General features: G+C 69.4%; 12 protein-coding genes. 5 read left to right on the top strand and 7 right to left on the bottom strand.

Translation table 11 applies throughout. The annotated features are described in order from the left end of the window. Positions 1 to 37 precede the first annotated feature (37 nt). The 4 genes from KWI83_RS19780 to KWI83_RS19765 all read left to right on the top strand — a co-directional run bounded on the left by KWI83_RS19780 (position 38) and on the right by KWI83_RS19765 (position 5,498). Positions 38 to 1,147: a helix-turn-helix domain-containing protein gene (locus KWI83_RS19780; RefSeq protein WP_308122116.1), complete on the top strand. Its 1,110-nt coding sequence runs from the start codon at positions 38 to 40 to the stop codon at positions 1,145 to 1,147. A 271-nt stretch (positions 1,148 to 1,418) separates the two neighbouring features. Further along, positions 1,419 to 2,798, top strand: coding sequence for a TrkH family potassium uptake protein (locus KWI83_RS19775; protein WP_218515698.1), 1,380 nt, complete (start codon positions 1,419 to 1,421; stop codon positions 2,796 to 2,798). Continuing rightward, positions 2,791 to 3,510 carry a TrkA family potassium uptake protein gene (locus tag KWI83_RS19770; RefSeq protein WP_218515697.1) on the top strand — a complete coding sequence of 240 codons (720 nt, stop codon included), beginning with the start codon at positions 2,791 to 2,793 and terminating at the stop codon, positions 3,508 to 3,510. Before KWI83_RS19775 ends, KWI83_RS19770 begins: the two co-directional genes overlap by 8 nt. A 452-nt stretch (positions 3,511 to 3,962) precedes the next feature. Beyond that, positions 3,963 to 5,498: a sodium:alanine symporter family protein gene (locus KWI83_RS19765; RefSeq protein WP_218515696.1), complete on the top strand. Its 1,536-nt coding sequence runs from the start codon at positions 3,963 to 3,965 to the stop codon at positions 5,496 to 5,498. Positions 5,499 to 5,883: 385 nt separating this feature from the next. Here the strand turns inward: KWI83_RS19765 and KWI83_RS19760 are convergent, their stop codons facing one another. Further along, positions 5,884 to 6,420 (bottom strand): MarR family winged helix-turn-helix transcriptional regulator, encoded by a 537-nt coding sequence (locus tag KWI83_RS19760; protein ID WP_218515695.1) that lies wholly within the window; start codon positions 6,418 to 6,420, stop codon positions 5,884 to 5,886. A gap of 553 nt (positions 6,421 to 6,973) precedes the next feature. Further along, positions 6,974 to 7,126 carry a hypothetical protein gene (locus KWI83_RS19755; RefSeq protein ID WP_218515694.1) on the bottom strand — a complete coding sequence of 51 codons (153 nt, stop codon included), beginning with the start codon at positions 7,124 to 7,126 and terminating at the stop codon, positions 6,974 to 6,976. 853 nt (positions 7,127 to 7,979) lie between these two features. On the opposite strand from KWI83_RS19755, the gene argJ reads away from it, so the two are divergent. Beyond that, the gene (argJ, locus tag KWI83_RS19750) at positions 7,980 to 9,143 is read left to right on the top strand and encodes a bifunctional glutamate N-acetyltransferase/amino-acid acetyltransferase ArgJ (RefSeq protein WP_218515829.1); all 1,164 of its coding nucleotides are present in this window, start codon (positions 7,980 to 7,982) and stop codon (positions 9,141 to 9,143) included. 27 nt (positions 9,144 to 9,170) lie between these two features. On the opposite strand, the gene KWI83_RS19745 is transcribed toward argJ, so the two are convergent. The 5 genes from KWI83_RS19745 to KWI83_RS19725 form a co-directional block, all read right to left on the bottom strand. Next, the gene (locus KWI83_RS19745) at positions 9,171 to 10,598 is read right to left on the bottom strand and encodes an asparagine synthase C-terminal domain-containing protein (protein ID WP_218515693.1); all 1,428 of its coding nucleotides are present in this window, start codon (positions 10,596 to 10,598) and stop codon (positions 9,171 to 9,173) included. A 5-nt stretch (positions 10,599 to 10,603) separates the two neighbouring features. Continuing rightward, the gene (locus KWI83_RS19740) at positions 10,604 to 11,383 is read right to left on the bottom strand and encodes an enoyl-CoA hydratase/isomerase family protein (RefSeq protein ID WP_218515692.1); all 780 of its coding nucleotides are present in this window, start codon (positions 11,381 to 11,383) and stop codon (positions 10,604 to 10,606) included. Positions 11,384 to 11,457: 74 nt separating this feature from the next. Next, positions 11,458 to 11,823, bottom strand: coding sequence for a rhodanese-like domain-containing protein (locus KWI83_RS19735; protein ID WP_218515691.1), 366 nt, complete (start codon positions 11,821 to 11,823; stop codon positions 11,458 to 11,460). Next, on the bottom strand, positions 11,820 to 12,332 hold the full coding sequence (locus KWI83_RS19730; protein ID WP_218515690.1) for a peroxiredoxin-like family protein: 513 nt from the start codon (positions 12,330 to 12,332) through the stop codon (positions 11,820 to 11,822). The genes KWI83_RS19735 and KWI83_RS19730 overlap by 4 nt, the downstream gene beginning before the upstream one ends. A gap of 54 nt (positions 12,333 to 12,386) precedes the next feature. Next, positions 12,387 to 13,178 (bottom strand): TauD/TfdA family dioxygenase, encoded by a 792-nt coding sequence (locus KWI83_RS19725; protein WP_218515689.1) that lies wholly within the window; start codon positions 13,176 to 13,178, stop codon positions 12,387 to 12,389. Positions 13,179 to 13,242 lie beyond the last annotated feature (64 nt).

Here is a 13,242-nt window from a genome sequence, read left to right as displayed (position 1 = left end):
AGCATCTGCCGGAGTCCCCGCACTTGATGCCGCGACCGTGGCGGAGAACAAACCCCCGACGGCGGACATGCACCGCCACCTCAAACGGCTCGCCGACGCCTCCCTCACCAAGCGGGGACTGCCCGACGAAGATCTTGAAGGGCTACGGCAGCTCGCCGCCGCCGCGGCCGGCCGTGGAACGGCCCTGCGACTCCTGGTCGCCGAGTATCTCGGCTCGGTCCGCCGGATCTGGACGGACCTGTCGGACTCCCAGCACGCTCTGGAGTCCAAGGACCTGAGGGAGGTCGGCTCCGCTCTGATCAAAGCGATCGGCGATGCGACGGTGGCGCTGACCGAGGGCTACGAAACCGCCCATCGTGCGGCCATCCGCGGCGAGGAGGCCATGCGGCGGGAGTTCGTCGACGACCTCCTCGACGGCCGAACCGACCTCGGCCGTCTTGCCGAGCGGGCCGAACGGTTCGGGCTGCGGCTGGTCGGGCCGCACAGCGTGGCCGTCGCCCGGGCCGGAAGGCCCTTCGGGGCGGGAGACGACACCACCCGCTATGTCGAAGAGGCGCTGACCTCCCGGTTCAGTGCGAAGGAGGTACTGATCACCACCAAAGACAGCCTGCTGGTGTGTGTGTCGCCGGGCGCCGTACGGGACGTTCCGGAGTTCTTCGCCACCGCGGTGCGCAACGCTGTCGACGAGCAGTGCCGGATCGCCGTCAGCCGCCCCAGGCCGGGCCCCAGCGGCATCGTCCGTTCCTACCAGGAGGCGCGCAGCACCCTCGACCTCGCTACCCAGCTCGATCTGACGACCCCGTGCCTGCACTCCTCGGAGCTGCTGGTCTTCCAGGTCCTCGGCAGGGACCGCGCCGCCATCACCGACCTGGTGGCCACCGTCCTCGGCGGCCTGGAAGGCGCACGCGGCGGGCCCAGGGCACTCCTGGAAACCCTGAGCGCGTACTTCGCCAGCGGCTGCCTGAACACCACAACGGCACGCCGACTCGGGGTCAGCGTACGCACCGTCACCTACCGGCTCACCCGCATCCGGCAACTCACCGGCCACGACCCCACCGATCCCGACCAGCGGTACATCCTGCAGACCGCCGCACTCGGCGCCCGCCTCCTGGACTGGCCGGCCCGCCCACTGCAACCCTCCGAGTGATCCGGCCCGCCTCTCCCGCCCACGGACCCGATATGCGCCGGCATCCCGCTGCCCTTGATCGTCAACGGAGTTGTCCGCTTCCGGCTGCTGGGCGCGGAGCCGACGCCGCAGCGCCTACTGCCGTTGGCCGCTGCACGCGTCGGCGTGTCGGCACCGCCCGGAACACGTCCTGTCGGCCGGACGCCCGGGTAGGGTGTGCGGCCGGGATCTTGGCGAACCATTGACCCCGGCGGGCTGGACAGCGACCGTCGGGCAGACGGGAAGGGCGGCGATGGCGGGACCGGCGACGCGGCTACGGTCACGGTCGTCGCTGCTCACCGCCCATCCCGCCCGTGCGGTCGTCCTGGCGTTCGCGGTGGCCGTCCTGGTCGGCGCGGTGCTGCTGTCGCTGCCCTTCGCCGCCGAGCACGGGCCCTCGCCCGGTTTCGTGACCGCGCTGTTCACCTCCACCTCGGCGGTGTGCGTCACCGGTCTGGCCGTTGTGGACACCGGAACGTACTGGAGCGATTTCGGCGAGGGCGTGATCCTCGCCCTCATCCAGGTCGGCGGCTTCGGCATCATGACCATGGCCTCGCTGCTGGCGGTACTGATCTCCGGTCGGCTGCGTCTGCGTATGCAGCTCACCGCGCAGGCCGAGACCAAGAGCCTGGGCATCGGCGACGTGCGGCGCGTTCTGCTGGGCGTCGCCTACACCACACTGATCGTCGAACTTGCGGTGGGCGCGGTGCTCTCGCTGCGCTTCCGGTACGGCTACGGCGAAGGCATCGGCAGCGCCGTGTACCTCGGCTACTTCCACGCCGTGTCGGCGTTCAACAACGCCGGTTTCGGGCTGCACGCCGACAACCTCACGCGTTACGCCCAGGACCCCTGGGTCACCCTCCCGGTCGCCGCCGCCGTGGTGCTGGGCGGCATCGGCTTCCCCGTACTGCTGGAACTTCTGCGCCACCGCCGTCGTCGCCGTACGACGGGACGCCGCTCCTGGAGCCTGCACGCCAAGCTCACCCTGATCACCACCGCCCTCCTGCTCGTCGTCGGAACGCTTCTGACCTGCCTGCTGGAGTGGACCAACCCCGACACGCTCGGCCCGCACACCACCTCGGGCAAGATCCTCGACGGCTTCTTCCACTCCGCCATGAGCCGCACGGCCGGCTTCAACGCGGTCGACATCGGCGCGCTGCACGCCTCGACGCTGCTCATGACGTGCGTGCTGATGTTCATCGGCGGAGGCAGTGCCGGAACCGCGGGCGGCATCAAGGTCACCACCTTCGCGGTGCTGCTCGCCGCGATCATCGCCGAAGTGCGGGGCGAGCCCACCTCCACGGTGCTGGGCCGTCGTCTCGCCCCGCACGTACTCCGTCAGGCCCTGACTGTGGCGCTGCTCGGGGTCGGGCTCGTCATGGGCTCGACACTTGTCCTGCTGACGCTTACCGAGGAGCCCCTGGAAGCGGTGCTGTTCGAAACCGTGTCCGCCTTCGCCACGGTTGGTCTGTCCACCGGTATGACCGCCGACCTGCCCACGCCCGGGCAGCTGCTGCTGATCGTGCTCATGTTCGTCGGCCGCCTCGGCCCCATCACGCTCGTCTCGGCCCTCGCCCTGCGCGAGCGCACCCGCCGCTACGACCTGCCTGAGGAGCGACCCGTCATTGGTTAACAAGCTGCAGGCCCTGCTCCGTCCCCACCGCAAGCGTCCGACGGGGACCGACGCCCATGGCGGTGACAAGCGCGTCGCCGTCATCGGGCTCGGCCGCTTCGGCTTCTCCTTGGCCAACGAGCTGATGCGGCGCGGCTGGGACGTCCTCGGCATCGACACCGACGCCCGCCTGGTCCAGAAGTACAGCGACGGACTCACCCACTCGGCCGCCGCCGACTGCACCGACGCCGAGGCGCTGCGTCAGCTCGGCGTCCATGAGTTCACCAGCGTGGTCGTCGCCATCGGCAACCACATCGAGGCGAGCATCCTGGTCAGCACCAACCTGCTGGAGGCCGAGGTGCCGAACATCTGGGCCAAGGCCGTCAGCCGCCAGCACGGCAAGATCCTCGAACGCCTCGGCGTCCACCACGTCGTCCTGCCCGAGCACGAGATGGGCGAACGCGTCGCCCACCTGGTCACCGGCCGCATGCTGGACTTCATCGAGTTCGACGACGACTACGCCCTCGTCAAGACTGTCGCCCCCGACATCGCCACCGGCATGCCGCTCGGCCGGAGCCAGGTCCGCAGCAGGTACGGCGTCACCATCGTCGGCATCAAGCGTCCGGGCGAGGGCTTCACCTACGCAACCGCCGAGACCGTCGTCCAGAAGGGCGACGTCCTCGTGGTCACCGGCAAGACCCGCGCGGTGGAGAGCTTCGCCGAGCTCAGCTGACGCGCGCGCGGACCAGCTGCCGCAAGACGTGTGCGTCGGACCGGTCTCGCTTCACAGCCAGGGACGCGGCAACGCCGCCGTGGCGGACCTTTCGGCGGCCGCATGCCCAGTGGGCAGACGTGGATGTTCGGTGAACGGATCTCGGTCACCGAATAACGGTCTGGTATCGCTCGCTGGCACTTTCGGCCATTACCGACAGTCATGTGATTCTCATCACCAAAGAGTGAGTAAAGGCCGTGGTACAACAGCGCAACTCCGCGGAGACGTCAACCCTCGCCGCGGTGTGGAGCAGTCGGCATACGCCGGCAGCCACGACCAGGGTGGTCACGGTCCGAATCCGTGGACCGTGAGCCAGGGTCACCGAACGGACACCGACGTTCGTTCAGAGACCGCTCATCAACCGGCGGCGCTACTCCCGCGTGCCCCGGTTCTGCGCCATCGAGGTAACCACAGTGTCACTCGACTCCGTCACCCAGTCCGTCGACGAAGCTGTCAGCGGATTCTTCGAACCCATAGCCAAATGGCTCGGAGAGGTCGTCTTCTACGCCGTTCCCGTCGGCGGAACCGACCTGCCCCTCATCGTCGCCTGGCTTGTCGTCGCCGGTCTGGTCTTCACCGGCTGGTTCGGGTTCGTTCAGGTCCGCAAGTTCCGTCTCGCCGTCGACGTGGTGAGAGGGAAGTACGACGAGAAGGGGTCGGACGGAGAGGTCAACCACTTCCAGGCGCTGACCGCCGCCGTCTCCGGCACGGTCGGTCTCGGCAACATCGCCGGTGTGGCCGTCGCCGTCTCCATCGGCGGCCCGGGCGCCACGTTCTGGATGATCCTGTGCGGTCTGCTCGGCATGGCCACCAAGTTCGTCGAGGTCACCCTCGGTGTGAAGTACCGCCAGGTACACCCCGACGGCACCGTCTCCGGCGGCCCGATGCACTACCTCCCCAAGGGCCTCGCCGACCGGTTCGGCGCGAACGGCCTGAAGCTGGGCAAGGTCCTCGCGGTCCTGGCCTCCTTCATGGTCCTGTTCTTCGGCCTCTTCGGCGGCAACCTCTTCCAGGTCAACCAGTCGTACGCGCAGCTGGTCTCGGTCACCGGCGGCGAGGACGGCCTGATGGGCTCCTCCTCCGGCGCCCTGTTCTTCGGCATCCTGGTCGCCGCGCTCGTCGGCATCGTGCTGCTCGGCGGCATCCGCTCCATCGCCAACGTCACCAGCAGGCTCGTCCCCGCCATGGCCGGCATCTACATCGCGGCCTGCCTGATCGTCATCCTGGTCAACATCACAGACGTCCCGGCCGCGATCGGCACGATCATCGAGGGCGCCTTCAACCCGGAGGGTGTCGCGGGCGGTGTGCTCGGCGCGCTGATCATCGGCTTCAAGCGCGCGGCGTTCTCCAACGAGGCGGGGCTGGGCTCCGCGCCGATCGCCCACTCCGCGGTCAAGACCAAGCACCCCGCCAGCGAGGGCCTGGTCGCCCTGCTGGAGCCGTTCATCGACACCGTCGTCATCTGCACGATGACCGCCCTGACCATCGTCATCGCCAACCCGGCCAGCTGGGCCGAAGCCCGCGAGGGCGCCTCCATCGGCGGCGTCACGATCACCTCCGACGCCTTCGGGACCGTGCTCCCCTGGTTCCCGTACGTCCTCACCGTCGCGGTGCTGCTGTTCGCCCTTTCCACCGTGCTGACGTGGGGCTACTACGGCCTCAAGGCGTGGACGTACCTCTTCGGCCGCAGCAAGGCCAGCGAGGTGACGTACAAGGTGGTCTACACGCTGATCGCGATCACCGGTTCGCTGCTGACGCTGCAGACCCTGATCGACATGGCCGACGCCGTCCTCTTCATGCTCGCCGTCATCAACATCATCGGCCTCTACCTCCTCGCCCCGGTCGTCAAGCGCGAGCTCAACTCCTTCCAGGAGTTCGTCCGCGCCCGTAACGCAGGGGAGAGCACCGGGGACGACGAAGACCAGGAGTCGGTGAAGACCACCGTCTGACCGTCCCCCCGGCGGCACGGCTCCTGAACGGGCCCGTGCACACCTCGCGCCTTGGTGTGCACGGGCCCGTTCGCCATGTCGGTGCAGGATCGGCCCGGGCAGCTCGTCCTGGTCAATGTGCTGCGGCACAGCCAGGCCCGTACGTGCCCCGTCCCGGTGCGGTGCGCGGACCGCGGGCCGCGCCGCACATCGAGAACGACGGTGCGCCCGCCCGGGCTGTCCGCGCGACGGCAGCAGATGCGCCATCAAGTGCGGCTCTGCTGTGGGCAAGGGTCGCCGCGGTCGGCGCATACGCGTATCCACCCCCCAGCGTCGTTCTGTGAGACACACGCCTCAGCCCCGTTGCCGGGATCAGGCGCCCGAATCCGGCCCCGCCGCGAGTGCGTCAGGGGTCGCGTGCCACCGGGACGTCCACCCGCCAGCCCAGTGGGTGCGGGTCCGCACCCTCCAGTGCCGCCGCGAGGGGCTCTCCCCCGGCCTCGTTGAAGGCGGCGAGGGCCTCGATGAGTGCCAGCCGCTGCGTAGGAGTGAGCCGTTCGACGATCGCGGCGATCTCGGCGCGGCGTCGGGCGGTGACGTCCTCGACCGTGCGGCGCCCTTCCGCGGTGAGCTGCAGGAAGGTCTCTCGGCGGTTGTCGGGGTTGAGGCGCCGCTCGGCGAGGCCGACCGCGATCAGCCGGTCCACCATCCGCATCGCGGTGGACGGCGCCACATGCAGCAGATCCGCGAGCGTGACCAGATTGGTGGCCCCGCGCGTGGACAGGACCACCAGCATCCGGAACTGCGGGAGAGTCACCCGCTCCTCGACCTCGGCGAGGGAGCGGGCGGAGACCGCCACCAACAGCCGCGACGCGGTCAGCACCGCACGGGTCACCACGTCGACATCGTCCGTCGCCCCCGCAGCGGTCTCTCGCTCCTGCATGTGTCCTTTGTACCGGACCAGGTCCTCGCGCAGCCCTGCCCGTCTCCACCGCGCCCATGCCCTTGCCCTGCACGTCTGCGACGATCTCGGATCCCGTGCGGTGAGGCGCCGTGCCGTGACGTGCGTGCTGATGTTCATCGGCGGCGGCAGCGCCGGCACCGCGTGCGGTATCAAGGGGACCACCTTCGGTTACCGCTGGCCGCGATCATCACCGACGCAGCACAGTTGCTCGGCGTAGCCAAAGCCACCCAAGCGGCGCGATGGTAGGTAGCGTGAGAGCACGGCCGGCGTGCTCTCAGGTTCGGCCGTGGCCCGGCCGGGCCGGATTCCGCACCCTCTCTGCACCCGGCCGGGCTGCTTGCGCCCCGGATTCCAGAACCTGTGCTGCGCCCCTGCCCACGATCAGTGACTGAGGACCGATCGACCTCGTCCGCCCGGAGCCGAGCAGGGCATGACACCTCGTGGCGTGCTGGCAGACGCCCTGTACAGCCCTGTGTCGGCAACGGCCGAATCTGTGGTTCTGGATCAGTTTTGGTGCTGGGCTGACGTAATGTCACTGTCCGTACTGGCAACGGACGGGCCGCCCCGCAGCCACCGCCACCTGATCACTCCTGATCCCATTCACGAACGACACCAGCTCGGGCAGGTCGGTGGCATGTGCCTTGTCGAGCCAGTCGGGGAGTTGGTCGCCGGTTCGGGCGTTCATGATCCGACACCGCGGTCCTGCACGTCGTGCGAGTGCTGGTTCGTGGCACCCAGGCGGCACCGGTGCTCGGCCTGCGCCGACTTCGCCCGACCGACGCCGGCCGGCCACACGCAACCCTCACCTGTTGATCAACCGCTGGACCGCGGCCGACGCGACAGGACCGCATCCTCCACGAGGCATTCGAGAGGGAAGGCCCCATTCACCTGATCCGCCCGTTCGGCATCAACGACACGACCGCGATGCGCTACATCAAGGCGGCCCGCCCCGAGCGCACAGGGAAGCTGTCCCGACAGGCTCCGTGGCGCCTGCCACGCGACTGACCCGCGACAATGGTCATCGGCTCCGCCCCAGGTGAAGGGGGCCGGACATCTCTCATCCCAATGCCGGTGTGAAGCTCTTCTGTTCGGAACTCCTGGCTCATCGGATTCACGGTGTTCAGCAGACTGCCCTGCCGCCTGTTGGATGTCTGCCGGTCGTTTCCGGGACCGATGGGAACCTGGTGGAACCTGAGCAGGGCCGAGTAAGCGTAACCTCTGAGCCGCTGACACTACGCGGAGTAAGCAAGACGGTTCCACCGGAACCCCAGCTCAGTCAGTATCTGAGCGCGAGCTATGGAGGCATAACTATGCACCCTGCGGGGGTTTGGTGGGGTGGTGTGGCGATGCCGGGATGCCGGGAAGATGTAGATTCGTTCTGAAATTAACGGCGCTGAACGGAGAGTTCGTGAGGGCGTACGGGCTCGCACTTGTCGACCCCATGTTTCATCTATACGCTAGCCCGCATATTGGTTCATCGGGGACCGGATGTGCTGCGCCGGACGCAGCGCCGATCGGTCGCCGGAGGAGGTCGGTGGATCGTGCAGGCGACGGCAAAGGCCCCGCGGGGTTTCCGGAGCATCACCAAGAACATGGGGCTCAAAGACCTCGAGGACGACTTCGCGGTGGTCGTCTCCGAGGTGCCTGCCCGGTCGGCGGCGGTGTTCACCCGGTCCCGCTTCGCGGGCCCGAGCGTCGTGCTCAGCCGTGAAGCGGCGCCCCAACAGCGCGCCCGTGGCATGGTCGTCCTGTCACGCAACGCCAATGTGGCCACCGGTCGCATCGGCGCGGAGAACGCCGCCGAGATGCGCCGGCGGGTCGCCGAGATCGTCGGGATCGACCCCGAGGAGCTGGTGATCGGCTCCACCGGCGTGATCGGCCGCCCGTACCCCATGGAGAACATCCGCTCGGGCCTGTCCGCCCTGGCCTGGCCGTTCCCCGAGGCGGACTACGCGGCGGCCGCCAAGGCGATCATGACCACCGACACCCGCCCCAAGTACGTCAGCGCGCCCTGCGGTGACGCCGTCGTCACGGGCATCGCCAAGGGCGTCGGCATGATCGAGCCGAACATGGCCACCCTGCTGACCTTCTTCTTCACCGACGCGGACATCCCCGCCGCCGAACTCGACGCCGTCTTCCGGCGAGTGATGGACCGTACGTTCAACGCGCTGAGCATCGACACGGACACGTCGACCAGTGACACCGCCGCTATCTTCGCCAACGGCCTCGCCGGCCCGGTGGACCTCGCCGACTTCGAGCGGGCCCTGTACGACGTGGCCCTGCACCTCGTGCGCGACATCGCCTCCGACGGCGAGGGCGCCAGCAAGCTCATCGAGGTGCAGGTCACCGGGGCTCGGGACGACGCCCAGGCCAAGCGGGTGGGCAAGAGCGTGGTCAACTCCCCCCTGGTCAAGACCGCCGTGCACGGCGCCGACCCCAACTGGGGCCGGGTCGCGATGGCCATCGGCAAGCTCGACGACGAGACCGACATCGAGCCGCACCGCGTCCGCATCCAGTACGACGACCTCCTGATGCACCCCGAGGAGCCGAGCGACGAGCTGCTGGAGCAGGCCGCGCGGTACCTCGCCGGTGACGAGATCGTCATCCGCGTCGATCTCGGCATCGCCGACGGCGCCTTCACCGTCTACGGCTGCGACCTCACCGAGGGGTACGTCAAGATCAACGCCGACTACACCACCTGACCCGCCCACCGGCCGCGCACGAGCCGTTCACCGCCCGTCGGCCCCGTCCCGCACCCGGCGTACCGCCGCCTCGAACAGGGACCAGGGGTCGGCGGGCTCCAGCTCGCCCCCGGCCGCCCGGAGCACCAGCTCCGCGAAGCAGGCGGCGTAGAACCGCCCCCGCTCCTCGGTGCCCGTCTCCTTCTCCAGACGGCGGATCACCCCCTGCTGCAGGCCCCCGCCGTGGTGCACGGCGATCTTCCTGCGCCAGGCGATCGGCTCGGGGAGCCGGGTGCCCATCGCGGCCCGCAGATGGTACTTCTCGCGTCCCTCCCTGACCTTGCACTCGGGCGCGGTCTCCAGGGCGACCCGCATCACGGGCCAGGACCAGAACGGGTGGTGCGTGGTGGTGCCGTACGCCAGCGGCATCCGGTTGGACAGCTCGTTGCTGTACCGGGTGCGGTCGACGGCGGTGAGGACCTGCTCGATCAGTTCGTCCCGGTGGTCGTACGGCCGGTAGAGGCCCGCGTTGATCAGATCGCTCCCGTATCCCGTCAGCAGCACCCGGTCCTCGGGGACCGCCCCGAGCCGCTGCACCGTTGTGGCCGTCAGCGCCACCTCGACCACCTCGGGCTCGGTCACGCCCAGCCAGCGGACGGCCTCCGGGATGGACGCCACGATCTGCTCCTCGGTCAGGTGCACGGGCTCCAGACCGATGCCCAGCTCCGCGCACAACTCGGCGGCGTCCGCCAGCTCGTCGCCCCAGGGAGTGCCCACGCTGTACGGGGTGACGGACAGCCCCGACGCCGCCGCCAGGTACGTCACCGTCCCGGAGTCGATGCCGCCCGACAGCAGGGTGGCGTAGCGGGTCCCGTCGGGCGTGGCCCTGTCGACCCGTTCGATCTCCGCCGTCAGCGCCTTGATCTGGGCCTCTCCGGCGGCGAGCGGGTCGTCCCGGTGGGGCGCGCGAAAGCCGGCGAGAGGGTCGTACTCGTCGCTCGCGTCCGTCAGCCACGTCCCGCCCAGCAGCCGCGTCCGGGTCAGGACGCCGTACGGCAGCCGGCTGACGCCGAGCAGCGGCGTGTCCGTCCCGTGGCCGGGGGACGTGCGCGTGAACTCGACGGACCTGCCGAGAGCGGGCAGGACGAGCGGGGCGAGGAGGAGGTCCGTGAAGTAGGCGAACAGGCCCCGCAGCCGGTTGACCGCGTAGTAGACCGGATCCTCGTTGAGCGGGGAGACGCGGACGGTGACCGTCTCCGGCTCGACGCGCAGGAAGGAGCGATGGTCCTCGTGCCGTGCGCCCTGATGAAGGGTCAGGGTCCGTACGTCCAGGGCGAAGGGCCCGTCGGGGAGTACGGCGTCGTCGGGTCCCCGGTAGTAGACGCGCAGGCCGTCGAGGTCGGCGCTTCGGGCGAGCGGGGCCAGGTCCGGTATCGGCACGTTGCCGACCACGCACCACTTGCTCAGCGGAGTCATGTGGTTCAGGCCTTTCCGATGACGCGGCGCATGCGTTGCTGGGCCTCGCCCGCCGAGAACGCGGTGCGGTGCGAGCGCTTGCCCTCGTTCCGGACCCGCTGGAGACCCTCGACGAACGGGCCGTTGACCCGGGAACGGGTCGACTGGACGGCGGCCCTGGTGTACGAGGCGATCCGCCCAGCGCGGTCCAGGGCGCGCTCCAGCAGCTCGTCGGGGTCGGTGACCTCGTGGAGCAGACGGTCGGCGAGGGCCCGCTCGGCGGGCCATTCGGCGCAGGTGTAGAGCATCTCCTGCATGACGCTGCGGCCCACCACGGCCTCCAGCATGTAACCACCGAAGTTGCAGGCGATGCCGACCCGGAACTCGGGCATGACCAGCGTCGCGGCCCGGCTGCCGATGCGCAGGTCGCAGCAGAGGGCGATCTGCAGGCCGACTCCGATGGCATAGCCGTCGATGGCCGCCACGACGGGCTTCGATATCCCGGCGATGGTGCTGTAGAGGTCCGTGATGTCGTCGATCCAGGCGTCGACCTCGTCGCCACCGGAGAACTCCGAGACCTCGTGGAAGTCCCCGCCGGCCCCGAAGGAGCGGCCGGCACCGCCGTACAGGACGATCGACGCCACGTCGTCGTCGGCGTCCAGCGTGTGCATCAGCGCGCTCAGTTCGCGCATCCGCGCCCGGCTGAACGGGTTCTGCTCGTGCGCCTGCGAGAACTCCACCCGAGCGACCCCGCCCGGCAGGATCTCGCATTCCATGCTCGCCGTCACGGCGTCGGTGGTTGACATCACGTTCTCCCGAATTCTTGTTGTTCGTGTGCGAAGCGGTGTATGGAACGTTCGTGCGGCGGCGCGGAGCCGGGTCAGTAGACCGGGAGGCTGGGGTCGATCCGGTTCGCCCAGGCCACGACTCCGCCTTCCAGGTGGACGGCGTCGGCGTACCCGGCCCGCCGCGCCACGGCGAGGACGTCGAGCGTGCGGACGCCGGTCCGGCAGTAGAAGACGGGCCGCAGGTCCCGGCGCAGGCTGGGCAGGGCCTCCCCGCTCAGCCACTGCCCCATGGGCACGAGCCGTGCGCCGGGGATGCGGACGATGTCCCACTCGTAGGGCTCACGGATGTCGATGAGATCGATCGCGTCGTCCCGGTCGAGCATCTCCTTGAGCTGCTCGGGCGTGACGGCGAAGCCGGACGCCTCGGGCACGGGCGAGGTGCCGTCGCCGGGGCTCACAGCTCGCCCCGTGCCGGGTAGTCGTGTTCGTTGACCCAGCGGATGGTCTCCACGACCTCGTCGAGGTGCGGCCGCAGGAACGGCAGGGTGCCCAGCACCGACGCGTACAGCGTGCCGTCCGGGCGGACGATGAACAGGCCGGGCTCACTGAACTCGTTCGGCTGGCCTTCCTTGATGGCCTTCGAGCGGTACAGCCCCCATTCCCGCATCGACTCGGGGCTCAGTCCGTAGCCGAGGGGGACGCGGCTGATCTCCCACTCGTCGACGGCCCGCCGGGCCCGGCCCTCGTCGTCCCCGCTCACCGCGAGGACGGAGGTCACGCCGACCTCGGTCAGGCTGTCGACGAGGGAGTCGAGCTGGGTCACGTACGCCTTGCACATCGGGCAGTGCACGCCCCGGTAGAAGACCACCAGGCTGAAACGGTCGGGGCGCTGCTCGGCGAGCACCCAGCGGCCGCCGTCGGCCAGCGGGACGTCGAGGGCGGGCACGGGCTGGCGGGGCTTGAGCATGTCGGCTCCTGTGGAGACGGGCGCCTGTGGAGATGGGCGGGAGTGGGGTTGGGGCTACGGAGTGTCGGAGAGGGTCAGCTGGCCGCGGAAGAGGACGCGGGTGCCGCCGGGGCTGATGGCGGTCCGGCCGTGCAGGGTCCGCTGGTTGTCGATGATCAGCAGGTCGCCGACCTCCCACCGGTGGGTGTACGCGTACCGCTCGGACCGCAGGAAGGCGTCCAGCTCGGCGAAGAACCGGTCGGACAGCCCGGGTTCCATGCCCTTGACCCGCACGTCCCAGGAGCGGAGGGTGACGTCGGGCGGAAAGGCGGTCGCCAGGTTCAGGGACCTGACGCGGCCGTAGTCGCGGGTGGCGGGGATCGCGTACCAGTCCTCGGGGACCGTCGGGAAGTACCCGCGCTCCGTGACCAGGTACTCGATCTCGTACTCGTCCAGCACGCGGCGCAGATGCCCGGGCATCTCCTGCCAGGCGGTGAGCTGGTCGCTGACGTACGTCTCACCGGAGCCGGGGGCGTCGGAGAACTCCGCCGCGTACAGGATGATCAGGTCCACCCGCGACCCCACCAGCAGACCGTCCGTGTGCAGTGGCAGCGGGCCGCGGCCGGTGACGACCTTGCCCTCCTCGCGGGAGGCGTTGAGCTTGAGCAGATCGGCCTGGCCCTCGCCGAACCTGTGGTCCGCGGTGTCGCCCAGCGAGCGGACCAGCAGTTTGAAGGCGTCCTCGTCCAGCGTCAGGCCCCGGACGAGGGTGCATCCGCGCTGCAGCGCGGCCTGCTTGGCCCGCTGGGCGAGTTCCGGGATGGTGCCGTCGGAGCCGTCTGAGCTCCACGGTATGAGTGCCCCCATGCCGGACGGGGTCAACGTCTGGAGGCTGCCGTTCACGGACACGGGCTGTCCCTCTCTAGGTGTG

The sequence above is a fragment of the Streptomyces sp. TRM70350 genome, from assembly GCF_019219825.1.
In the GTDB taxonomy this organism is placed as follows: domain Bacteria; phylum Actinomycetota; class Actinomycetes; order Streptomycetales; family Streptomycetaceae; genus Streptomyces.
The sequence above is the reverse complement of the archived record's forward strand: the minus strand, read 5'-3'. Positions and strand labels throughout refer to the sequence as shown.